This window comes from Nocardiopsis sp. NPDC049922 (assembly GCF_040660275.1).
Classification (GTDB): domain Bacteria; phylum Actinomycetota; class Actinomycetes; order Streptosporangiales; family Streptosporangiaceae; genus Nocardiopsis.
This window is the reverse complement of the sequence record NZ_JBFAME010000010.1, coordinates 116,305-140,329: the sequence shown is the minus strand read 5'-3', so window position 1 is coordinate 140,329 and position 24,025 is coordinate 116,305. Positions and strand designations below refer to the sequence as shown.

The following is a 24,025-nucleotide window of genomic DNA, read 5'->3' as shown; positions in this document are numbered from 1 at the left end:
AGTTTTCCTCTGATCCAGCGGTGTAGCCTACGCTACGCAGTGGCCCGCCTTGGCGTAACCGCTGGTCAGAGTGGAATTGTGGCTAGGGGCGGGGTCGAACCGCCGACCTTCCGCTTTTCAGGCGGACGCTCGTACCAACTGAGCTACCTAGCCATGCGCGCCGATCCCTCGGCGGCATCTGCGGTCCTGACGGGATTTGAACCCGCGGCCTCCACCTTGACAGGGTGGCGAGCACTCCTAACTGCTCCACAGGACCTTGTTCGCTTGTCACGCCGGGTCCGTAGCCCCGGCGCGTCGCTGCGGTACTCATTCTGCCAGATGTCCGGCAGTGGTCTGACCGCGTCGTACCCCCAACGGGATTCGAACCCGCGCTACCGCCTTGAAAGGGCGGCGTCCTAGGCCGCTAGACGATGGGGGCCCGTGTGACAGGTCAAGCATAGGGGAGATTCCCACCAACTCCAAAGCGATTCGCCCACCCGTGACGGCCCCGCGCCACCTGCGCGAACATCACCCCTCGGCCGTGCTCTCCGACGCGCTGGCCCCCTCGCTCGGCTCGCTCCCCCGCTCCCCCACCGGGCGTCCGGGCTCCGGTTCGATGTGCCGTTCGACCTGCGCCGACGTCAGGCCGATACCCCCGAGGTCGATGTCGTCGCGCGCCTGGAGCCGCCCGGTCTCCGCGTCCAGGTACAGCACCGAGGCCTGGTAGGGGATCGGTCGCCCCGAACCGTGATCAAGGCCACCCAGCCCCGCACCGCCCGTGGAGCCCTGCACGAGGAACCGCGTCCCCTCCGCGCCCAACCGCGTCGACCGCTGGTGCTCGTCCCCCGTGAGCACGAGCGGCACCACCCCGTCGAAGGCCTCCGCCTGCGTGCGCGTGTGCAGCACGGCCACGTCCACCTCCTCCCCGGACTCGGCCACCGACGCCGCCTGCTCCTCGCCCAGGTCGGCGATCTCCCCGAGCCCGGGGTTCAGCCGGGTCGCGTCGGGGGTGAACCGGGGGTCGCCCGCGCCGAAGAAGGTCAGGCCCGCCACCTCGTGCACGTCGCCGTCGAGCACCACGGCGTTCGGCTGGGCGGCCACCGCCCGCTGGGTGCCCATGGAGTCGTGCTGGCCGCGCACCCACACGTAGGGGACCTCCAGGTCGGCGATCTCGTCGGCGAAGGCGTCCTCCGCCGCGCTCCCCCGGTCGGTCAGGTCGCCCGAGTCCACGACCACGTCGACCGCGTACTGCCGGGTCAGCGTGCCGATGATCGCCCACGACGCCGGGTTGAGGTGGATGTCGGACACGTGCAGCACCCGGATCACCGACTCGTCCTCCTCGTACACCGGGAGGGTCGAGGTCGCCTCGTAGAGCATCGACACGTTGCCCACCAGACCGGCCAGCTGCTCCTGGTACTGCGTGAACCGGCTGACGACGGCCTCGGCGCTGCCCACCACCTGCGGCGCCCCCGCGATCAGCCCCGTGTACCGGGGCTCGGCGATCGCGCTGGGGTTGAACGTCGCCGCCGCGACCGCCCCGGACGCGGCGAGCGCGACCAGCGACACGGCGGCGCTGCCCACCGCCCGCCACACGTTCCGGAACAGCAGCAGCCCCATGACCAGCGCACCCAGCGCCGCGACCAGCAGCGCCCGCACCACCAGCGCGATCACACCCGCGCGCAGGTCCGCCCCGATGCCCGCGGCCATCCGGTTGATCGACTCGGGGTCGGTGAACATCTCCTCGGCCGCGGCGAGCCGGATGTCGGAGACCGTCGCCTCCACCCGCAGCGGGGCCCGGTGCGTGTCGAAGGCCAACTGGCCGAAGGGAGCGACGTCGACGACGGTCTCGCCGCGCCACTGGGGGGTCAGGGCGAGCGTGACGTCGGCGGGGCCGATCGGGGTGACGACGTGGCCGCCGAGCGCCAGACCCAGCCAGCCCCCGACGAAGCCCGCCACGACCACGCACGCCCAGCGCCACGCGCGTCCGGACCAGACGCGGGCGAGGGCGCCCCGGACGTCGTACGCGCGGACCGCTTCCCAAGACAACACATCCCCCATGATGCCGCCCCGGGGAACCGTTCCCAATGTTTCCTCCCGACCAGAGTGTTATGTCTCCCCCGGATCGCTTCCGGCCCCGTCGGTCAGGCAGCACAATGTCTGGTGTGGTGGAACTGACGCGCGCACGCTTCGAGGAACTGGTCGCCGACGCCCTGGACGAGATCCCGCCGCACCTGGCGCGGCTCATGGACAACGTCGTCATCACGGTCCAGGACGAGTCGCCCGACGGTCTGCTCGGGCTCTACGAGGGCGTCCCCCTGACCGAGCGGGGCGACACCTACTTCGGCGTGCTGCCGGACCAGATCTTCATTTACCGGCGTGACATCTGCGCGATCTGTGAGACACCGGAAGAGGTCGTCGAGGAGGTTCGCGTAACCGTCATTCACGAAATCGCGCACCATTTCGGGATCGACGACTCCCGACTCGACGAGCTCGGCTGGGCCTGAATTCTCCGGAAACCGGGACCCAGGGCGCGCGCCGGACCAGGACGTACGCACTTCGCGACGGTGACCCAGCGCAACGAATCAGCCACGAAATCCCCAAAGGTGGTTGCGGTCACACCTCTAATCAGGAACGGTTGGTTACCGGGACGCGACACAGCGTGAATTCAACCCTGTAAAGATGAGGGAGCGCCGGGTGACGAATCCGAGCCTCGACAAATCGCCTGACCACGGGGGCCACGAACCCCCCAGCAGCCCGAACGAGACCTGGCGGAGCAGCTACCGCGAGGTCATGCGCATTGGCGAGTTCCGCTCCATCTGGCTCGCCCACGCCCTCTCGATGATCGGCGCCAACGTGCTGAGCATCGCCACCAGCATCCTCGTCTACCAGCTCACCGAGTCCGCGTTCGCGACCGGCGTCACGCTCGCGGTCACCTTCCTGCCCCCGTTCATCGCCGGTCCGCTGCTGTCCGGACTCGCCGACCTCTTCCCCCGCCGCCAGGTCATGGTGGTGTGCGACCTGATCCGCGCGCTCGTCGTCCTCCTCATCGCCGTTCCGGGCATGCCGGTCTGGGCGATCTGGGCGCTGCTGTTCTGCTCGGTGCTGCCCTCGATCCCGTTCGCCGCCGCGCGCGCGGCCCTGATGACCGAGATCGTCCAGGGCGAGCGCTACGTGGCCAGCACCGCGATCATCCAGCTCACCTCGCAGGTGGGCATGTTGACCGGTCTGGTCGCGGGCGGCGTCGTCGTGGGGCTCATCGGTCCGCACGTGGCCGTGGCCGCCAACGGCGCCGTCTTCGTCCTGTCCGCCGTCATCGTCCTGGTCGGTGTCCGTTCCCGCCCCGCCGCCCGCACCGACGAGCAGGACCGCCCGGGCTTCCTCGCGATGACCCGCGACGGCGCCAAGCTCGTCTTCGGCGACTCCCGGCTGCGCACGCTCGCCCTGCTCGGCTGGCTCGCCGGTCTGTACTCGATCCCGTACGGCCTCGCCAAGCCGATCACCACCGAGATCGGCGCGGGGGACGCGGCGACCGGGTTCATCATGGCGGGTTCCTCGGTCGGCGCCCTGGTCGGCGGTCTCGTCCTCACCCGACTGGTGCCGCCGCCCACCCGGATGCGACTGCTGGGCCCGTTGGCCGTGCTCACCTCGGTCCCGTTGCTGCTGTGGCTGTTCCACCCGCCGCTGTGGCTGATGGTCACCGCGCTCGCCCTGGTGGGGGTCGCCGGTTCCTACCAGTTCGTGGCCAACGCGGCCTTCGTCCTGTGCGTGCCCAAGGAGGGGCGGGCGCTGGCCTTCGGTCTGGTCGCGGCCGGACTCCAGGTCGCCCAGGGCGTGGGCATCCTCGTCGCCGGTTTCTGCGCGGAGTTCTTCAGCACCGGCTCCGTGATCGTGGTGGCGGGCGGCCTGGGGGTCCTGGCCGCCGCCGTCCTCTCCGTCCCGTGGGCCCGGGCGGCCGGACCCACGATCGAGCGGATGAACGAGACGGAACGGACCGCCTGACCTCCGCCGTCACGGGATCCCGGGGCAGGGACGCCTTCCCGCGTGTGCGAAAGTGATCGCACCGCCGGACGGGTCGCCCCGGCCCGGCTCACGACCAGTGACGAGGGAACACCGTGAACGGACTGCGCCGCCGACGCCTGATGGCCAGGCTGGACCCCATGCTCGAACCCGGGGAGCGTGTGGAGGTGACGACCGTCGTCAACCTCACGACGGTCTCCGTGGGCCGGACGGCGGCGTTCGCCGCGGCGTCGGCGATCTTCAGCGGCGGCGCCATGGCGGTGATCCCTGTGCCGACGCCCATGTACCTGGCGATGACCGACCGACGGATCCTCATCTTCCGGGCGGACCCGATGTTCCCCAAGCCCAGGGAGCACGTGATGACCGTCCCGCGCGCGGGGCTCGTGCGCTCGGAGATCCGGGAGCGCGTGCTCAACTCGTCGTTCGTCGTCTCGTCACCGAGCGACGAGGAGGGGCTGCGGATCGTCTTCCCGCTGTTGGGCCGTGCGGACCGGAACACGGTCGCGGCGGCCATCCCCGTGGCGGGCTGAGCGCCGCGCGGACAGCCGGGCGACCGGCGATGATCACGGGCGAGCGGAGCGGACCGGCTCCGGCCGGGGCCGCTTCGCCGTCGTCGAGCCCCTCGGTCTGGCTGTCGCCGGCCGCGGCGTGGCGCGGGTATCCCCTCCGTCTCACCCGTCCGTGGCGCGCACGGTGGCGCGTCGGTCGAGCACGGCCAGGACCCGCTCGCCCCAGCGCAGGTTCTCGCGCTCGAACTCCAGGCCGCGCATGAGGGTCAGGTAGGGACCGATCCGCTCCGCGTGCAGGAGGTACTCCTCCTCGCTCCGGCCGTCCAGGAGGCGCTCGCGCAGCCGCTCGTAGCGGGCGATCTTGGCCCGGGCCCAGTCGCCGCGCTCCCGGACCGACTCCCTGACCGCCTCCACGTCCCCGACGTCCAGCGCCTGCACCTGGACCAGGAGCTCCTCACGCGCCACGCCCGGCCTCGGGGGCGCGGCGGTGAAGTCGCGCAGCGCCCGCCGCCCGGCGTCGGTCAGCGAGAACAGCCGCTTGTTCGGGCGCTTCTCCTGGTGCACGACGCGTGCCCGGACCAGCCCCTCGGACTCCATCCGGTCCAGTTCCCGGTAGATCTGCTGGGGCGTGGCCATCCAGAAGTTGGCCACCGAGGCGTCGAACCCCTTGGCCAGGTCGTATCCGGACGCCTCCCCCTCCAGGAGCGCGGCCATCACCGCGTCGCGCAATGCCATGGCCCCAGATCCCATCACGGTGATCAGTCAATTTCAAGACTAGTCAACTATGTGACTATCCAGTAGCCTCCGACACACCTATTCAACGAGTTGCATAGGAGGACACATGCGCCGGTTCCGCGAGGCCGTCGAGGCCGGGGACATGACCGCCGTCGAGGCGCTGCTCGCCGAGGACGTCGTGTTCACCAGCCCGGTGGTCTTCCGGCCCTACCCGGGCAAGGCGATCACGGCGGCGATCCTGCGCGGGGTCATGCGGGTCTTCGAGGACTTCCACTACGTGCGGGAGTTCGCGGGCGCCGACCCCCGCGACCACGCGCTCGTGTTCCAGGCGACGGTGAACGGCCGCCAGGTCCACGGCTGCGACTTCCTGCGCCTCGACGACGACGGTCTGATCGCCGAGCTCACCGTCATGGTGCGGCCGCTGTCCGGGGCCAACGCGCTCGCCGAGGCCATGGGCGCGCAGTTCGAGCGGATCGAACGGGAGGCGGTCGGCGGCTGAGCGCCACGGACAGCCGACCGCGCACCCCGCGACCGACGCCGTCGCGGCGAGGTCCCCGGCGGGAACCGGCCACCGTCGTCGATGACCGGCCCGCCGGGGACCTCCTGCCCGTGGCGTCTCCCTACCGCTGGTGCGCCTCCAGGGCCGCGATGACGCGCGGGCGCAGTTCGGCGGCGCTGATGACGGCGTCCACCGAGCCGACCTCGACCGCGCGGTGGATGTCGTGCACGCCGTCGAACTCTGACGCGACCTCGCCGAGCTTCTCCGCGCGGACCGACACCCGGAGCTCGTCGAGTTCCGCGGTCAGCGCGGCGCGCTCGGTGCCCGAGGCGGCCGCGACGCGCGCCTCCAGGTCCCGCACGCGCGGGTCGGCCGCGGTCCGGGCGTTGACGTCACCGGAGAACACCACCGCCGCGGCGGGGGCGCCGCCCAGCACCGAGGCGTACGAGCCCTCCAGCGCGAGCACCGTCATGTTCGGGTTCAGCGCCTTCGAGAACACCACGAACGCGCCGCCGTGGTACCGCGAGATCACGCAGAACACGATGGGCCCCTGGAAGTTCACGATCGCGCGCCCGATCTCGGCGCCGTACTCCAGCTGGAGCTTGCGCATCGACTCCGGCGAGCCGTCGAAGCCCGACAGGTTCGCCAGCACCACCAGCGGCCGGTTGCCGCTGGCCGCGTTGATCGCACGCGCGGCCTTCTTCGACGACCGCGGGAACAGCGTGCCCGCGGTGTAGGTGTCCGGGCCGTCGGTGGGCGGGAAGCCGTGCCGCTGCACCGACCGCGACTCGATGCCGAGCAGGCAGACCGGCATGCCGCCGAGGTGCACGTCCTGCACCGCCGCGGTGTCCGCGTCGGCCATGCCCGCCCAGCGCTCCAGCACCGCGTGGTCCTGGTCGGAGAGCGCCCGCATCACGGTGCGGATGTCGAACGGCTTCTTGCGGTCCGGGTTGGCCTCGGCGGAGAAGATCTCGCCGACGGTGGTGAAGTCGCTGCCCTCCACGGCGTGCGGGAAGTCGGAGACGTCGCGGTCGACGGGGTCGGTGGTCGTCGCCCGTCGTGGCGCCTCCTCGCCCGGCGCGATGTAGGCGTGGTCGTAGTGCGACATCAGTACGTCCCGCGCGGCGAGCAGGTTCGGCGCCCAGTACTGCGCCTGCCCGTTCGGGCCCATGACGCGGTCGTAGCCGCCGATGCCGAAGTTGTCCTCGGCCGAGACACCGCCGGAGAAGTCGAGCGACTGCTTGCCGGTGAGGACCATCGCCGAGTCCGGCGTCATCACCAGGATGCCCTTGGTGTGCATGAGCATCGTCGCCTCGGCGTTCCAGTACGGCTGTGCGCCGACGTTGATGCCCGCGACCACGATGTTGATCTCGCCGCCGTCCTGGGTGAACTCGACGATCCGCTTGAGCGCCGCGGCCACCCAGTCCATGTTCTCGGTGCCCGACTCCATGGAGATCCGGGCGCCGGCGGACAGCGCGTACCACTCCAGTGGCACGCCCATCCGCTCGGCCAGGTCCAGCGCGGCGATCACGCGGCGGCACTCCGGCTCCGACAGCGCGCCGAGCGACTTCGTCGGGTCGCCGAGCAGCACCACGCGGGTGACGCCCTCCGGGTGACGCTCGGTCGGCGTGGAGACCACACCCGCGACGATGCCAGCGGTGTTGCGCCCCCTGGGCCGGTCGACGGGCACGAGCGCGTGGTTCCCGTCGAGGTCGTGCTCGACGAAGTCGCCGAGCAGCCCGGTCAGCTCGTACGGGTAGACGGTGTTGCGGCTGCTCGCGCGCAGCACCTTCTGGCGGTAGTCGTCGACCGGCTCGACGGGCTCGTCCGACGGCTCGCCGATGGTCAGCTGGGAGCCGCCGGTGGCGTCGAAGGCGATGCGCACGGCGACCTTGGCCAGCTCACCGGTCTCCGGGTCGCGCTGGCGCGCGATGAACAGGATCTCCTCCAGACCGGCGCCCGCGGTCGTCGGACGCACGCGCCCGGCGATCATCTCCAGCTCCTCGCGGGTGATGCCGACCGGCGGCCAGACGTAGACCACGATCCGGTTGGTGTTGAACCGCGTGCGCGACGGCCGTCGGGACTGCGCCCGGCGGATCGAGTCGAGGCACGCCGCGACGGTGTCCTCGGCCGTCGGCAGCGAGACCAGCCTGCCGTCGTGCTCGCGCAGCTCGGTCAGATCGCGCACCTGCGCGAACGCGACGAGGCGGTCGTCGGACGGGTTCTCCCTGGCCACGCACTGGAAGAGGTAGACCTCCTCGTCCGAGGACGGCAGCCGGGTGAGGTCGAACTTCCGGAGCCGCTCCATCCGCATCCGCTGCGCGATGTACGGGTGCAGGCCGCGGATCAGCCGGTCCTCGGCCAGCCCGGTCGACGACGGGCGGAACGTGAAGTGGTGGTGCATGACCGCGCCGTCGCGGCCCGCGACGGTCGCGGTGAGCCTGCGGACCTGGTCCGGCAGCGGGTGCACGCTGAACACCTCGTGCAGCGCGGCCGCCATCGCGTCGAAGTCCTCGGGCTGCTTCTCCCAGGACAGGTAGATGTCGGCGTCGACGGCCTCCCCGTCGTTCGCCAGCTCCGCGAGCCCGCGCAGCGCGTCGCCCAGCTCCTCGAAGGCCACCGCGGCCGAGACCACGCTCGACTCCGCGCGCTCGGCGACCACGAACGCGCATCCCGCGACCTCGCGGGTGCGGACGTCGGTCAGGCCCTTGTTGCCGTAGTACCGGCGGGTCAGCACCTCCAGCATGACCGTGTTGTCCACGTCGGCCCGGCCCAGCCGCTGGCCGAGCAGCCGCACCAGCGGCTCGGTGCTGCGCACCATCTCGGCGACGCGCTCGGCGCGGTCCGAGGCGTCCGGGTGCGCGTCCAGGTGGCGCAGGTGCCTGCGGACGTTGGCGTAGACGCGGGCGCGGTTGCGGCGCAGCAGCGGCTGGGCGAACCACGCGAACACCACGCCGCGCGCCAGGTCGGCGACCGCGGGGAAGCGGACCTGGGTCGCGGCCACCAGCCGCTCCAGGGTGAGGCCGACGCGCTCGCGCAGCGACTCGGCCGGCGGGGACTCGTTCAGCCAGGCGCGCAGCAGCGCCGTGACGACGGCCACGTCGGCCGAGACCCGCTGCTGGGCGAGGAAGACGCGGAACACCGCGGCCTCGAGCTCGGGCGTGCGCTCCAGGTCGGTGACGCCGTAGTGCCCGAGCGCCGCGGCGAGCTTGGCCTGGAACGCCTCCGGCAGACCGGCCCGCTCGACGTCGAGGCTCTGGAGGTAGGTGTGGAAGTACTCGCGGGCGCTGTGCACGCGGGTGTCGCCGCCGTCCTCGCCCGCCGGGCGGTTGCGGCTCAGCTCGGCCAGGTCGGCGAACACGTCGACGAGCGCGAGCTCCTCGGCGAGCGGCCGACGGCCCTCCTCGATCGACGCGCGGCGCGCGGCGAGGTAGTCGTCGAGCACGCGGCGCTCGTCGTGCGGGTCGACGTCGAAGCCGAGCAGCAGGCCGCGCAGGTCCTCCTGGCCGCGCGCGGTGCGCTCGCGCACCGGGACCGTCGCGGGGGCCGCGGGCAGGTCCAGCTCGACGGACGCGGAGTCCGAGGCCTCCTCGGCGTCGTCGTCGGCGAGCGGCTCCAGCCGCAGCAGGGCGGCGCCGGTCTCGACCTGGCTGCCCACGGACACGGCGCACTCCTTCAGCCGTGCCCGGAACGGTGCGCGCAGCACCGTCTCCATCTTCATGCTCTCCAGCACCAGGACCGGAGCGCCCGCCTCGACCTCGGCGCCGACCTCCAGGGGCGTGGCGACGACCAGTGCGGGCGCGGGCGAGCGGACGACGCCGCCCTCGTCGCGACTGACCCGGTGCGCCACGCCGTCCACCTCGACCAGGTGGATCGGACCGTGCGTGCCGGTGAGCAGCCGGTACGAGGCGCCGTTGACGATGATGCGGCCGGTGTGCTCGTCGAAGCGGTCGAGCTCGACGTCGGCGGTGCGGACGTCCTCGCCCGCCTCGACGCCGACGCGGAACCGGTGGGCGCCGATCCGCGCGACGCGGACGCGGTAGCCGACGCCGCGCAGCTTGAGGTCCAGGGGGCGACCGCTCTCGTGCTGCACCTGCGGTCGGCCGCCGAACGCCGTCGACAGCAGGCGCTGGCGCTCGGCGCGCTCCTCCTCCTCGTACGCCTCGATGGCGGCGGCCGCCAGGGCCACCGCGGAGTGCCGGTGCGCGACGAGGCCGCCCTCGGCGCGGACGCGGTCGATCCAGCCGGTGTCGGCGCTGGCGTCGATCACCTCGGGCCGGTCGAGCAGGTCGAGCACGAAGCTCTTGTTGGTCGCGCCGCCCTCGATGATGACGGTGGTGCGCGCCATCGCCCGGCGCAGGCGGCCGAGCGCCTCGTCGCGGTCGCGGCCGTAGGCGATGATCTTCGCGATCATGGAGTCGAAGTCGGCGGGGATGGTGTCGCCCTCGCTGACGCCGGTGTCCACGCGGATGCCCGGACCGGCGGGCAGGTCCAGCCGCGCGATGCGCCCCGGGGAGGGGGCGAAGTCGCGGTCGGGGTCCTCGGCGTTGAGGCGGGCCTCGATGGCGTGGCCGCGCTCCGCCGGGGGCTCGCCCTCCAGCCTGCCGCCGGAGGCCACGTGCAGCTGGGCCCGGACGAGGTCGAACCCGGTGGTGGACTCGGTGATCGGGTGCTCGACCTGGAGGCGGGTGTTGACCTCCAGGAAGGCGAACATCCGGTCGCCGGGGTGGTAGAGGAACTCGACGGTCGCCGCGCCGCGGTAGCCGACCGAGACGGCGAGCCGCTCGGCCGAGGCCTTGAGCTCGGCGGCCTGCTCGGGGCTGAGGACCGGCGACGCCGACTCTTCGATGATCTTCTGGTTGCGGCGCTGCACCGAGCAGTCGCGGACGCCGAGCGCCCACGCGGTCTCGCCGTCCGCGATCACCTGGACCTCGACGTGCCGGGCGTTGGTGACCAGGCGCTCCAGGAAGACGATCCCGCTGCCGAACGCGCGCGCGGCCTCCTGGCTGGTGCGCTCGTAGGCGTCGGCCAGCTCGTCCTCGTGGGTGATCACGCGGATGCCGCGCCCGCCGCCGCCCGCGGTGGCCTTGAGCATGAGCGGGTAGCCGATCTCCGCCGCCGCCTCCAGCGCGGCGTCCAGGGTCTCGACCGCGCCGCGGCTCCACGGCGCGACGGGGACGCCGACCTCCTCGGCGATCAGCTTCGCGCCGATCTTGTCGCCGAGTTTGCGCATGGCGTCGGCGCTCGGTCCGACGAAGGCGACGCCGATCCGCTCGCACAGCTCGGCGAACGCCGGGTCCTCCGCGACGAAGCCCCAGCCGACCCACGCGGCGTCGGCTCCGGTCTCCACCAGGGCGCGCTCCAGCGCCTTCAGGTCGAGGTACGGGCGCGCGGACGCGGGACCGAGGTCGTAGGCGATGTCGGCCTCGCGCACGAACGTGGCGGTGCGGTCGACATCGGTGTACAGGGCGACGGTCTCGATCCGTGTCCCTGTCTCCGCGGCGATGTCCCGTACGGCGTGGATGAGCCGCATGGCGGCCTCACCACGATTGACGATGGCGACACGACTGAACACGCGATTGGGCCCTTCCGTTGATCATCGTTGCGCGCGCCGCGGCACGACGGGCAGTGCCATCCTCCCGACTACGGGCCGACGGCGCCATGTCGCCGACCGAGGACTCTGCGCGGCTCCTGTTGTGGGAAACGTCCAAAAGCCGTCGGCGGCTCCGGCGGCGTCCGGTGGAGCGCCCCCGGTCGCTCCGCCCCGCGCAGTGTACGGGGTCGATGGAACGAGGACATCCGTGATCATCCAGGTCAGCGCGGGCGGTCGCGCTCCCCGCGGCGTGGACGGACACCATGGCGGCGGCGGACGCCGTGTCCCCTCCGGCCACCGCGTCCTGCCCGGTCACCGCCGTGCGCTCCGAGGTGTTGACCCGGCCTTGGCGCTGCCCCCGAGCGGCCGGGGGTAGGTGACGTTCCGCATCTCACACCGGGCCGGCGGCCGACGCCGACCACGCACGAAAGGAGAACCACGTGGCGCACAGGACCAGGACGGGCAGGACCGCGACCGGAGTTCCGCGACCGACGGCGGCGGCCGACGACGCGGAGCGCGCGGGGCCGTCGTTCGCCGACACCGCCGACTTCGACGCCGCGCGCCGCGGACTCGTCGCGAGCGCGCCGCGGACCGTGACCGACGCCCGGGGAAGGACGGTGTGGGACCTGGGCCGGTACGACTTCCTGGAGGAGGGGGGCGACACCGTCCCCGACACGGTGCACCCCCACCTGTGGCGCCAGGGCAGGCTGACCGCGATCAACGGCCTGTTCGAGGTGACCGAGGGCGTCCACCAGGTACGCGGCATGGACCTGTCCAACATGACGCTCATCGAGGGACGCGACGGCGTCGTCGTCGTGGACCCGTTGATGACGTCCGAGGTGGCGGCGGCGGGCCTGGCGCTGTACCGCGAGCACGTCGCGGACCGCCCCGTCAGCGCCGTGGTCTACACGCACACGCACGTCGACCACTTCGGCGGGGTGCTGGGCGTGGTCGACCCCGACGACGTCGGGTCCGGCCGGGTGGCGATCGTGGCGCCGGAACGCTTCATGGAACACGCCGTCTCGGAGAACGTGCACGCGGGCCCGGCGATGCTCCGGCGCGGCAGGTACTTCGCCGCGGACGCCGTGGAGCCGGGGCCGACGGGGCGGGTCGGCGTCGGGCTCGGGCTCGACTTCTCCGCCGGACGGGTCGGGCTGCTGCCGCCCACGCTCGACATCACCCGGACCGGTCAGGAGGAGGTCCTGGACGGGGTCCGGTTCGTCTTCCACATGACCCCGGGGACCGAGGCTCCGGCGGAGATGAACTTCCACCTCCCCGGCTCCCGCGCCCTGTGCATGGCGGAGAACGCCTGCCACACCCTGCACAACCTGGGCACCCTGCGCGGGGCCCGGGTGCGGGACGCCCGCCGGTGGTCGCGCCACCTCAACGAGGCGATCGAACTGTTCGCGGACCGCTCCGACGTCGTCTTCTCCTCCCACCACTGGCCCACCTGGGGCACGGAGGACATCCGGGTCTTCCTGTCCCAGCAGAGGGACGTCTACGCCTACCTGCACGACCAGACGCTGCGGTTGATGAACCGCGGCTGGATCGGCAGCGAGATCGCCGAGGACCTGCCGATGCCGCCCGGACTGGAACGGGCGTGGAACACGCGCGGCTACTACGGATCGGTCTCGCACGACGTCAAGGCGATCTACCAGCGCTACATGGGGTGGTTCGACGGCAACCCGGCCCACCTGTGGCAGCACCCGCCCCAGGCCCAGGGCAGGCTCTACGCCCGCGCCATGGGCGGGATCGACGCGCTGATCGAGCGGGCGCGCGCGTTCTCCGACGAGGGGGAGCTCCGGTTCGCCGCCGAACTGGCCTCGCACGCCGTCTTCGCCGATCCCGACCGCGAGGACGCCAGGGAGCTGCTGGCCGACGTGCTCACCCGGCTGGGCTACGGCGCGGAGTGCGCGACGTGGCGCAACTTCTACCTGAGCGGGGCCGGGGAACTGCGGGACGGGGTGGTGCCCAGGGAGGTCCCGCCGGCCGAGAGCATCGTCCGGGCGCTCGACGTCACCCAGATCCTGGACTCGGTCGCCATCCGGATCAACGGGCCCCGGGCCTGGCGGGAGGAACTGTGCGTCGACCTGCGGATGGCCGACACCGGGGAACGGTACCGCGCGATGCTCTCGAACGGGGCCCTGATCCACTACCCGAACCCGAAGGGGGACGGCGCCGACCTGACGCTCACGCTGACCACGACGCAGCTGCTCGCGGTGCTCAGGGAGGGGAACCTGGACGGGGTCGAACACCAGGGCGACCTGGCCGTGCTCCCGCGCCTGGCCGCCCTGGTGGACGAGCCCGAGGCGGACTTCCCGATCGTCACGCCCTGAGGGCGGCCCCGCGGCCGGAAAACACCTTCCGCGGGGGCCGAGACGCACGTCATACTCGTCGGGCGACACGGTGCCGTGGCGCACATCGGGCGACGGCGGCGCCGTGTCGTGGGACAGGCCGCGGACTGCGCGGCCACCGCGCGGTGTTACAGGGCACGGCGCGGTGTCGCGGGACGCACCGCGAGGATCGGACGAGGGAGACGCATGGCGCAGTCGGCGGGTTCGGGGCGGACCGTCATCCTGACCGTGGACGATGACCCGGGGGTGTCCCGAGCCGTCGCCCGCGACCTGCGGCGTCGCTACGGTGACGCGTATCGGATCGTGCGGGCCGAGTCCGGCGAGGCCGCTCTGGAGGCCCTGCGCGAACTCAAGCTCCGCGGCGACCAGGTGGCGGTGGTCCTGGCCGACTACCGCATGCCGCGGATGAACGGCATCGAGTTCCTGGAGCGGGCCATCGACGTCTACCCGGGGGCGCGGCGCGTCCTGCTGACCGCGTACGCGGACACCAACGCGGCGATCGACGCGATCAACCTCGTCGACCTCGACCACTACCTCCTCAAGCCCTGGGACCCGCCCGAGGAGAAGCTGTACCCCGTCATGGACGACCTGCTGGAGGCCTGGCGGAACGACGGCCAGCGGCCGGTGGACACGGCCAAGGTCGTCGGCCACCGGTGGTCGGCACGGTCGTCGGACGTGCGGGAGTTCCTCGCCCGCAACCAGGTGCCCTACCGCTGGTACTCGTCGGACGAGCCGGAGGGCAGGCGACTGCTGAGCGCCGCCGGGCACGGCGCGGAACGGCTTCCGCTGGTGATCGCCCCGGACGGGACGGCGCTGGCGGAACCCGGGGACCCCGAGCTCGCGTCGCTGGTGGGGCTGGCCACGACACCGGCGGAGGAGTTCTACGACCTCGTGGTGATCGGCGGCGGCCCGGCCGGGCTCGGCGCGGCCGTCTACGGCGCGTCCGAGGGGCTGCGGACCGTCCTGGTGGAGCGCTCCGCCACCGGCGGGCAGGCCGGGCAGAGCTCGCGGATCGAGAACTACCTCGGCTTCCCCGACGGTGTGTCCGGCGCGCAGCTCACCGACCGGGCCAGACGGCAGGCCGCGAAGTTCGGCGCGGAGATCCTCAGCGCGCGTGAGGTGTCGGGCCTGGAGGTGAACGGGGCCTCGCGCACCGTGCGCTTCTCGGACGGCTCCGCGATCGCCGCGCACAGCGTCCTCCTGGCGACGGGCGTGTCCTACCGGCAGCTGGACGCGCCGGGGCTCGCCGAGCTGACCGGGCGCGGGGTCTTCTACGGTTCCGCGCTCACCGAGGCCCCCTCCTGCCACGGCCACGAGGTGTACATCGTCGGCGGCGCCAACTCCGCCGGGCAGGCCGCCATGTACCTGTCCCGGGGGGCGAGGTCGGTCACCCTCCTGGTGCGCGGGCCCTCGCTGGAGGCGTCGATGTCGCACTACCTGATCCAGCAGATCGAGGGCGCGCCAAACATCCACGTCCGCACCGGCGCGGTCGTCGAGGCGGCGCACGGGACCGACCACCTGGAACAGCTCACCCTGCGCGACGTGAAGAGCGGATCCACCGAACTCGTCGACACGCAGTGGCTGTTCGCGTTCATCGGCGCGGCCCCGCGCACCGACTGGCTGGAGGGCACCGTCGCCAAGGACGAGCGCGGGTTCATCCTGGCCGGGCCGGACCTGAGCGTCGACGGCCGTCCGCCGGGGGGCTGGCGGCTGGACCGGCCGCCGTACCACCTGGAGACCAGCGTGCCGGGGGTGTTCGTGGCGGGCGACGCCCGCGCGGAGTCCGCCAAGCGGGTCGCCTCCGCCGTCGGCGAGGGCGCCATGGCCGTGATGCTCGTCCACCGCTACCTGGAGCAGTCATGACCGAGCGGCCGACGCGCTGCGACCAGGACGAGCTGAGCACGCTCTTCCTGTTCGAGAAGCTCTCCGACGAACAACTGGAGCGGCTGTGCCGCGAGGGCCGGGTGGAGGTGTTCGAGCCGGGCCACGTCTACCGCGAGGGCGATCCGGCCACCTGCTTCTACGTGCTCCTGGAGGGCACGGTGGCGCTCTCCCGCCGGGTCGGCCCCGACGACGTGGAGACCGTCCGCACCTCGCACCGGGGGGCGTACGCGGGCGCCATGCAGGCCTACCTCAGCGGCGCCGAGGACCAGCGCTACCGGGGCTCCCTGCGCGTCACGGAGCCCACGCGGTTCTTCGTCCTGCCCGCCGAGACCTTCGCCGAGATCATGCGGGACTGGTTCCCGATGGCCGTCCACCTGCTGGAGGGGATGTTCTACGGAACCCAGAACTCCCAGCAGAAGGTCAACGAGCGGGAACGTCTCCTGGCTCTCGGTTCCCTGTCCGCGGGGCTGACCCACGAGCTCAACAACCCCGCGGCCGCCGCCGTGCGGGCCACGTCGGCGCTGCGCGAACGGGTGGCCGGGATGCGGCACAAGCTGGGGAAGCTCACGGCGGGCCCGTACTCGCGCGAGACCCTGGACGTGCTCGTCGACATCCAGGAGCGCACGGCCGAACGGGTGTCGAAGGCCGAGCCGCTCAGCGCGTTGGAGGCCGCCGACCGTGAGGACGCCCTCGCCGACTGGCTCGACGAGCACGGGGTCGCGGACGGGTGGGACCTGGCGGCGACGTTCGTGCAGGCCGGACTCGACGCCGACTGGTTGGACCGGGTGGCGGCGGCCATAGACGAACAGGCCCTGGAAGGCGCCGTCCGCTGGCTCGGCTACACGGTCGAGACCGAGCTCCTGATGAACGAGATCGAGGACTCCACCACCCGCATCTCACACCTGGTGGACACCGCCAAGCAGTACTCGCAGCTCGACCGCGCGCCCTTCCAGGTGACCGACGTGCACGAACTGCTGGACAGCACGCTCGTGATGCTCTCCAGGAAGATCGGCTCCGGGATCCAGGTGGTCAAGGAGTACGACCGGGGCCTGCCGAGGATCCCGGTCTACCCGGGTGAGCTGAACCAGGTGTGGACCAACCTGATCGACAACGCCGTCTCGGCGATGGACGGCGAGGGAACGCTGACCGTGCGCACCGAACGCGACGGCGAGCAGCTGCTGGTCGAGTTCGGGGACACCGGGACGGGGGTGGATCCGGAGATCCGCGACCGGATCTTCGTCCCCTTCTTCACCACCAAGCCGGTGGGCGAGGGAACGGGGCTCGGGCTCGACATCTCGTGGCGGATCGTCGTCAACAAGCACCACGGGAGCCTCCAGGTGCAGTCCGTGCCGGGCGACACCCGCTTCCAGGTGCGCCTGCCGCTGACGGCGCCGAGGGAGGCGACGGACGCGTAGCGGCGTGTGAAGTGCGACCCGAATCGCAACCCTGGAACGACAATGGCGCCCCTCACGGAGAGAAGCGCCAGTTCAGAAGGGGTAGGCCCCCAGGGGCTCGAGTCCTGAACCCACGGATGAAGAGTCCGCGTGTGCGGGAGTGATTCGTGGTGGTATGCCCCGGTTCGTCCAGCATGATCGGGGTCCGTCATGCCACTGGAGACCGTGGGAGACCACCCCGTGCCACCGGGTTCTAGAACACCGGAGCCACAACGGAGCCAATTCGGCCCCTCGCGAGGTGCGGATCAAGTCCGCTGGTGACTCGGGGTGCGCCCTGACGAGGCCGCTTCCGCCTCGTGTCTCGTGCCGTCCCTTCTCCTTCTCCTTCTCCTTCTCCTTCTCCTGAACCAGGATGACCGGCGACCCTGCCGCTGCACCTCATCGAACAGGATGAACACGAGAACCGCCCGGTGCGAGCGTTGACCGAATCCGGCCAAGCCGAACAACCTGAGGCATCGTTGAGCTGCGCCGACCCTGAGTGGGCAGAGCTGGACACACGGAACAGTGACGACATTTCACCCCACGCTCTGCCATAATCGAAAACCGCCCGTGACGACGGCATCACTATGCCGCACCCCTGAGTGGTGCCGTCGGGACACGAAAACCTCCCCCACCACCCCCAAGCTCGCCTGCCTCCCTCACCCGATGAACGGAGACGTCGTGTCCGGATGGAACATCCAGGTCCCCGAGGTCAGCGGCGTGCTCAACCAGGTGCACGGGCACATCGGCGACGAGGACGCCACCACCGGTCTGACCGGGAACATGACGGACCTGGGAGGGTGCCTGGAGGAGGTGTCCACCCACGCCGCCAGCGCCCCCATCGGCATCGCCCTGGCCGAGTTCGCCGAACACTACTTCGGCGTCCTGGGCGAGGCGGTCGGGCTCGGAGCCAGCGCCGTGAGCGGTGCGAGCGAGGCCACCCTGTACTACGTGGAGGGCAACCACGCGATGGCCGCCCAGGCCCAGGCCAACGCCGGCCAGATCCCCGACTGAACCCCCAACCCCTCCCCCATCACCCCCTTTTTCTGTTGGGAGTCATGTTCTCCTCCTCCTTCACCTACCTCGGCGTGGGCGAGTTCGACCCCTGCGTGGTCAACGGCCCGATCCTTCCCTCCGCCGTGCCCATCCCCAGGGTCGACCCCGACGAGCTCGAGGCCGCCGCCGGGCGTCTGCGCACCGTGGGCGAGGCCATCGCCCAGTCCGGCATCGACATCACCTCCACCTGGGCCGGGCTGGAGGGCATCTACACCGCCCCCGAGTCGGGCGAGCTGTTGTCGGTCATCGACCCGGTCGGATCGGACACCGCAGCGACCCAGGAGGCCGTGACCGGAGCGGCCGACGCCCTGACCACCTTCGCCGAGACCGCGCGGCCCTTGAAGGAGGAGCTGATCCGCCTGCAGGGGAAGGCGGTCGAGTTGTGGGAGGAGGTCGACGGCGACCAGGAGTGGTCCGACGACGACGATCTGCGCGAGCGCAACAACTACCTCAACAACCGCATCGCCCAGGCCGTGTTCGAGTTCCAAACGGCCGAACGGACGTGCGCCAACGCCATCGGGGCCAGCTACGGCGGCACCTACTTCCGCGGAGTCAGCGACCTGTCCGCCGCGGACCCCGGTCAGACCTCTGACGGCCGGGACGGGGCCTACTACGGCACGTTCACCGCGCAGGTCGACGCGGACAACCCCTGGGGCGCCCCGGCCCAGGCGAGCACACCCTGGTACGAGGACGTGTGGGCCGGCGTCGCGGACGCCGCGGTGGGGGTGGTGACCGGGACGGCGACCGCCCTGGGCCTGCGAGACGCCGACGGCGAGGCCGTCTACCCCTTGTCTCCGGAGAACTTCGCCAACATCGGAGCGGAGCTGGAGAACTCGCTGGTCGGGTTGGGGAACCTGTCGGGGTTCTTCGTCGACGGCGACTTCCGTGCGCCGGGCTCGGCCGATGACTGGTACGCCACCGCCCGGGGGCCCTGGATCGAGGCGTTCGAGGCCGTGGTTCCGATCAGCGAGTGGGAGGACCGGCCCGGGTACGTGATCGCCACCGGAGCGGTCAACGTCGGCTCCGCGGCCTTCGGGCTCGGAGCGATCAAGGTCGGCAACGATCTTCTCGGAGGGGCCGCCCGCTCAGGCGATGTGGACGTCGACGTGGACGCGGGGTCGGGCAACCCGGCCTCGACGGACAGCGGCCCGACGGTGGGGCCGTTCGAGGTCTCCCACGGACCGGACGGTGCCTCAACGCCGGTGGGTGGCGACCTGTCACCATCCCTGGAGGGCGGCAGCGCCCAGGAGCTGGGCCGGATGGACACAGCCCTGGCAGAACTCAACGACACGGCCGAAGGCTTCAGCACACCAGCTTCGGACGGTGTGTCCGCACCGGTCGACACACCAGAAGCGGCCGCCTCACCCGACAGCACGACCTTCGCGGACTCTTCCAGCGAGGCCGCCTCGACCGCCGAGGAGGGTTCCTTCTCGTCTGATGCCACCGCTCCTGTCAGCGACGCTTCCACCACTTCGCAGGATCCCACGGTCCAGGAGGTCCAGGACGCCCAGGTCCTGGCGGAGATGCTCCGGGAGGACCCGGCCCTGGCCGAGGCCATGTCCCCGGAGCTGGCCGAGGAGTTCCGTGCCCTGGACCCGGACTCGCCCTGGCAGGCCAGCGCGGTCCGGCAACCGGAGATGGCGATGGCCGGAGGCGGATCTGACACACCCAACACCACCATCACCAACAGCACCGGGGACATCAGAACCGGTGGCGGTGGCACCGTCCACGACACGCCCGTCAACGGGGATTCGACAAGCGGTAGCCACGTCAACGGTCTGGGGGACGGCCCGTCGACCATCGACCAAGCCGGTGGGCACGGCCCAACGCCCAGTGGATCGGACCGGTTGGGAGGCTCCGACGACCCGTCCGACCTGGACGGCGAAACTCCCCTGGACCCGAATCGGCGGGACGCCTACACGAGAGTCGTCAGGACCCAGGAGGTCATCCGGGTACTCGGGCTGAACGAGAACACCAAGTGGTCGGAGTTCGCCTCTGGATTCACCGACCTCATCAACAGGCGCCCTGACCTGTTCAACGAGTTCTACGACCGCAGTGGATCCAGGCGCAGTATCGGGATCCAGATCAGTGGTCACACGATCCCTCAGATCACCAGTCCGACGGGAAGCCCTCCATGGTTTCTCAAGGACTCCATCGCCCCGCCTGACAGGCCCGACTACCTCACGGAAGGTGACAAGATCACCGTCCGTGCGGACCCTGACGACCCGAGCGTCAGCCACTTGCACGACCTGGCCAACGAACGCCGTGAGGCGATCGAGGCTGACCGAGCCGCCGAACAGATCCTTCGGGACAGGAGAGACCGGTACCCCGAGGGCCACCAGGAGATCATCGACGCCGAGAACGACCACTCCCCGAAGCACGCCCGCATGACTACGGCCAGTGAGGACTTCGGTGAGGCTCTCGCGGAAGCCGCAACGCGGGAGCAGTTCGACGGCCAGCACACTGTGACGTTGAACGACGGCACGGAGGTGGAGCTGCCCAGGTTGTCGGAGGACGCACCCGTCGTGCACTCGACCAGGCCCACGAACGGGAACCACCAGTTCGACCAGATCTGGCGGACCGAGGACGGCGGTATCGTCATCGTGGAAGCCAAGAGCAGCACGGGAACCGCGCTTGGCGAGCGCACCGTCTCGGATGCCAACGGGGACCTGAGACGGGTCTCCCAAGGATCACGGGAGTACCTCGAGGACGTTCTCGTGGAGATGCGCGGGCGCGGCCGAAGGGACGCAAACCTCGACGACAACGAACTGACCCTCGCCGACGAGATCCAGGACGCCCTCGACAATGACAAGCTGTACTACGTGGAGGTCAAGGGGATACCCGACGGAAACCGGTATGGCGGATACACCTTCGGCCTGTTCGACATCTCCGACTAGGGGGACACGTGACCACCATCGTTTCTCGGCATGATGTGACCAGCCCGGTGTACGCGGCGCACGCGGAACGCTTCCCCGCGGAGAGGTCCCGGCAGGTCGCCCGGTTGGAGAAGACCGCGAAGTCCGCCCCTTCGGTCCTGAGCTCCATCTACGTGGACGCGAGGATCAGCCTGGTCCTGGATCCGGAGGCCGTCCAGCTGCAGACCTGGCAGGCCTGGGTGGTGTCTATGCAGGTGGCGCACGCCCTGTTCGCCGTCTCCACGGCCTCGAAGGGGACCGACGTCGAGTGCGTGATCGATCAGAAGCCCCGGCATCTGACCGCCACTGGTCCCCGCTACTACACCAACGCGAGTAACTGGACGCAGGCCTTCTTCCTCGCTGTGACCTGCCGCGAGGACCGACGCTGGCGGGAACTCTGTCAGATCCCCGTCGACCTGCTGCGTGAGGCCGGACAGAGCAAGGGCACCCGGTACAACCCCTACACCTACCACTGGGTGGCGGCGCTCCAGGCGTTCATGACGAACCGGCCAGGCCTGGTGGACGAGCTCACCGCCGCGATGGAGATGTCCGACCCTCGGCAAGTGGAGTTCGGCGACCCGGAAGCGCTGAACAAGCTCGTCTTCCCCCAGATGGAGGCGTTCTTGAAGTTCGCTCAGGGAGACCCTGCCGGGTTCAACGAGTCCCTCGCCAACGGGCTGCGGCTGTTCCGCGACTACCACACCACCAACGAGGAACGGGCCCAGAACATCGACGGCACAGTGCCGCTCGGCCTGCTGGCCTTGGCCTGCATGGCCTACGACAGGAGTTTCCACGAGCCCGCCTTCCGGCTGGAAGTCGAGTCCGACTACCTGCCCAAGCACATCGTCGAGCGCTCCTGGTACGGCGAGTTCCCGACCTGACCCTCGGCCACCCCTCAGAACCGAAGTCGCCTCGGTCGCTGTCAGTCGCCATTGGCGAGGTCGTAGAGTGCGATGCCCTGGTCGAGGAGGAAGTCGGGCAACACATCCATCGACCTGTCGCTCGACCCCGGGGCCGCCGCCCTCACCACCCCTGCCAGGCCGTCTTGGTACCAGATCATCTCCAATCCTATGGTGCCATCGATGACTCCTCCCATTTCCCAGGGCCTGGCGGTTGATTCGCCGTTCGGAATGAGTTCTGAGTCATAGTCATAGTCGCATTCGGTGAACGGGCAGAAAAGCCAACTGTCAAGGTCGGAGGGGGTCACGGAGATCGACAAGGTCGCATAAGCGGGCGACGTACTGTCGCGAACGCTGGCCCTGCAGGCTGCGTCGTCTTCTCGGATTTCGGTGACTTCCCATTCCGGGCCGAATGCGGCAGCGAGGCCTTCGGCGTCGAGGACCTCGCAGAGTGCCGCCGCGGTCGGAACGGACAGTGTCGGCGCTGCCGGTTCGGCATCGTTCTCATCGACCTGGGAGGTGGGGGAACGGTCATCGTTCTCGCCGGTCGGTGGATCGTCATTGGAGGAGAGGGCGATCCAGAGCGGAATGGCCAGCAGCATGGCCGCCGCGGCTGCTGCGGCGGTGAGGACGGGTTTACCGAAACGGTATCGCGGCGGAACGGGATCGCCAAGGGTGGGCGGGAGAACATGGGTCGGGCCTTCGTCGACGAGGGTCGCCTGCTGATCGACCGTGTCGATGAAGGCGTTCACCTCGATGCGCTGCCGCTCGACGAAGGACGTGACTGAGGCTGGGGGCGACCCCGCCACAGTCTCGAGTCCGGTGAGGAGCTCGGTGAGAGCCTCCAGCGTGGGACGGTCGGCTGGGTTCTTGGCCAGGCACCGGCTGACGGGGACGCGCAGGGAATCGGGGAGTGCGTCGAGGTCGGGTTGTTCGTATACGACCTTGTAGAGGACCTGCGGGATGGAGGGGCCGTCGAAGGGGGTGCGGCCGGTGGCGGCGGCGGCCAGGAGACAGCCGAGGCCGAAGATGTCGGATCGCTCGGTGAGAGGCTTGGACTGGGCTTGCTCGGGGGACATGTAGCCGGGAGAGCCGACGACGCCGCCGGTCTGGGTGAGGGCGACACTGGTGGAATAGTCGATGGCGCGTGAGATCCCGAAGTCCAAGAGCTTGGCCCCGGTGGGGGTCAGGATGACATTGGAGGGTTTGAGGTCTCGGTGAACGAGTCCCGCGCCATGGATTGCCGTCAGTGCCGCCGCGAGGTCGATGCCGAGGCGACGGACAAATTTCTCGGGAAGCGGTCCATTGTCCTGGATATATTGGATCAATGTGGGACCGGGAATGAACTCGGATACCAGCCAGGGTTGTTCGGCGTCGGTGTCAGCGTCGACAAGGCGGACGGTGTGCGGACTTTCGACACGGCGAGCAGTCGCCACCTCCAGGGCAAAGCGCTGGCGGAACCCCGCGTCTTTCGCAAGATGCGGCAGTACTCGTTTGACCGCCAAACGTTGTCCATCTGGTCCGATCGCGAGATAAACATGCCCCATGCCGCCCTCACCCAGCGACGCGAAAAGTCGGTACGGTCCAACTCGGCGAGGATCTTTGTCGGTGAGTGCGAACACGGCTCACTCCTGGCATCATCGACTCGGGCAAGAACGTGTATTCGGCAGAATGATAGATACCTGTTGTCACAAAAGAGCATCGGTTCAAGGGCAGGGGCTGGTACTCCAGTTGCAGGTCCGTTTTGTCATGATTCTCGGACTGAACTGTCTCTGAGCGGCAGCTCCTCGCCCTGGGCGAAGGACTCCTCTGCCAGCGTCCGACACCGCCACCAGCCCGGCCAGTGGCGCCAACTCCTCCATCGCCAGGAGCCCGTGCGCGGTGGCCAGCACTCGGGAGCGCGCATGGAGCCATTTCGAGGCCCCGGACACACGAAAACCCCGGGCCGAGCAGCGTTCATTTGCGCTCTGACCTGGGGTTTTTCGGGGTAGGCCCCCAGGGGCTCGAACCCTGAACCCACGGATTAAAAGTCCGTTGCTCTGCCAATTGAGCTAGGGGCCCGCGCAGCATCCCTGTCTACCAGGGAGGATGCACACCCCGGGCAGTCTACCGGAGTGGCACGACGGTTGCACAGCGGAGGATTGCGACCATC

General features: G+C 70.3%; 14 protein-coding genes and 4 tRNA genes. 10 read left to right on the top strand and 8 right to left on the bottom strand.

All coding sequences use genetic code 11. From position 1 onward, the window contains the following. Positions 1-79: 79 nt before the first annotated feature. From AB0I72_RS19635 to AB0I72_RS19620, 4 genes are all read right to left on the bottom strand, one after another. A tRNA-Phe gene (locus AB0I72_RS19635) sits at positions 80-153 on the bottom strand. Positions 154-181: 28 nt separating this feature from the next. After that, positions 182-256, bottom strand: a tRNA-Asp gene (locus AB0I72_RS19630). 89 nt (positions 257-345) lie between these two features. Then, positions 346-418 (bottom strand) — tRNA-Glu (locus AB0I72_RS19625). 89 nt (positions 419-507) lie between these two features. Next, on the bottom strand, positions 508-2,037 hold the full coding sequence (locus tag AB0I72_RS19620) for a metallophosphoesterase (protein WP_358570455.1): 1,530 nt from the start codon (positions 2,035-2,037) through the stop codon (positions 508-510). Positions 2,038-2,132: 95 nt separating this feature from the next. Between AB0I72_RS19620 and AB0I72_RS19615 the strand changes: the two genes are divergently transcribed. The 3 genes from AB0I72_RS19615 (at position 2,133) to AB0I72_RS19605 (ending at position 4,526) form a co-directional block, all read left to right on the top strand. Continuing rightward, the gene (locus AB0I72_RS19615; protein WP_358570452.1) at positions 2,133-2,483 is read left to right on the top strand and encodes a metallopeptidase family protein; all 351 of its coding nucleotides are present in this window, start codon (positions 2,133-2,135) and stop codon (positions 2,481-2,483) included. Between the two features lie 190 nt (positions 2,484-2,673). Further along, positions 2,674-3,978 carry an MFS transporter gene (locus AB0I72_RS19610; protein WP_358570450.1) on the top strand — a complete coding sequence of 435 codons (1,305 nt, stop codon included), beginning with the start codon at positions 2,674-2,676 and terminating at the stop codon, positions 3,976-3,978. A 113-nt stretch (positions 3,979-4,091) separates the two neighbouring features. After that, positions 4,092-4,526, top strand: coding sequence for a hypothetical protein (locus AB0I72_RS19605; RefSeq protein ID WP_358570447.1), 435 nt, complete (start codon positions 4,092-4,094; stop codon positions 4,524-4,526). Between the two features lie 141 nt (positions 4,527-4,667). Here the strand turns inward: AB0I72_RS19605 and AB0I72_RS19600 are convergent, their stop codons facing one another. Beyond that, on the bottom strand, positions 4,668-5,240 hold the full coding sequence (locus tag AB0I72_RS19600; protein ID WP_358570444.1) for a PadR family transcriptional regulator: 573 nt from the start codon (positions 5,238-5,240) through the stop codon (positions 4,668-4,670). Between the two features lie 106 nt (positions 5,241-5,346). On the opposite strand from AB0I72_RS19600, the gene AB0I72_RS19595 reads away from it, so the two are divergent. After that, complete coding sequence (locus tag AB0I72_RS19595) at positions 5,347-5,739, top strand: nuclear transport factor 2 family protein (RefSeq protein ID WP_358570441.1); 393 nt, start codon at positions 5,347-5,349, stop codon at positions 5,737-5,739. 121 nt (positions 5,740-5,860) lie between these two features. Here AB0I72_RS19595 and AB0I72_RS19590 read toward each other — a convergent pair whose 3' ends face one another. Then, on the bottom strand, positions 5,861-11,314 hold the full coding sequence (locus AB0I72_RS19590; protein WP_358570438.1) for a carboxyl transferase domain-containing protein: 5,454 nt from the start codon (positions 11,312-11,314) through the stop codon (positions 5,861-5,863). 458 nt (positions 11,315-11,772) lie between these two features. Here AB0I72_RS19590 and AB0I72_RS19585 point away from each other — a divergent pair, with 458 nt between their 5' ends. The 6 genes from AB0I72_RS19585 to AB0I72_RS19560 all read left to right on the top strand — a co-directional run bounded on the left by AB0I72_RS19585 (position 11,773) and on the right by AB0I72_RS19560 (position 21,855). Next, positions 11,773-13,668 (top strand): alkyl sulfatase dimerization domain-containing protein, encoded by a 1,896-nt coding sequence (locus AB0I72_RS19585; protein ID WP_358570435.1) that lies wholly within the window; start codon positions 11,773-11,775, stop codon positions 13,666-13,668. A gap of 204 nt (positions 13,669-13,872) precedes the next feature. Continuing rightward, positions 13,873-15,549 carry an FAD-dependent oxidoreductase gene (locus AB0I72_RS19580; protein ID WP_358570432.1) on the top strand — a complete coding sequence of 559 codons (1,677 nt, stop codon included), beginning with the start codon at positions 13,873-13,875 and terminating at the stop codon, positions 15,547-15,549. Next, entirely contained in the window at positions 15,546-16,985 is a 1,440-nt protein-coding gene (locus AB0I72_RS19575; RefSeq protein WP_358570429.1) for an ATP-binding protein, read from the top strand. Before AB0I72_RS19580 ends, AB0I72_RS19575 begins: the two co-directional genes overlap by 4 nt. A gap of 684 nt (positions 16,986-17,669) precedes the next feature. Next, complete coding sequence (locus AB0I72_RS19570; RefSeq protein WP_358570426.1) at positions 17,670-18,017, top strand: DUF6507 family protein; 348 nt, start codon at positions 17,670-17,672, stop codon at positions 18,015-18,017. A 44-nt stretch (positions 18,018-18,061) separates the two neighbouring features. Then, positions 18,062-20,956 carry a hypothetical protein gene (locus AB0I72_RS19565; protein ID WP_358570423.1) on the top strand — a complete coding sequence of 965 codons (2,895 nt, stop codon included), beginning with the start codon at positions 18,062-18,064 and terminating at the stop codon, positions 20,954-20,956. An 8-nt stretch (positions 20,957-20,964) separates the two neighbouring features. Beyond that, positions 20,965-21,855, top strand: coding sequence for an immunity 49 family protein (locus AB0I72_RS19560; RefSeq protein ID WP_358570420.1), 891 nt, complete (start codon positions 20,965-20,967; stop codon positions 21,853-21,855). Positions 21,856-21,896: 41 nt separating this feature from the next. Here AB0I72_RS19560 and AB0I72_RS19555 read toward each other — a convergent pair whose 3' ends face one another. Both AB0I72_RS19555 and AB0I72_RS19550 read right to left on the bottom strand, forming a co-directional pair. Continuing rightward, positions 21,897-23,495, bottom strand: coding sequence for a serine/threonine-protein kinase (locus AB0I72_RS19555; RefSeq protein WP_358570417.1), 1,599 nt, complete (start codon positions 23,493-23,495; stop codon positions 21,897-21,899). 366 nt (positions 23,496-23,861) lie between these two features. Then, a tRNA-Lys gene (locus tag AB0I72_RS19550) sits at positions 23,862-23,934 on the bottom strand. Positions 23,935-24,025 lie beyond the last annotated feature (91 nt).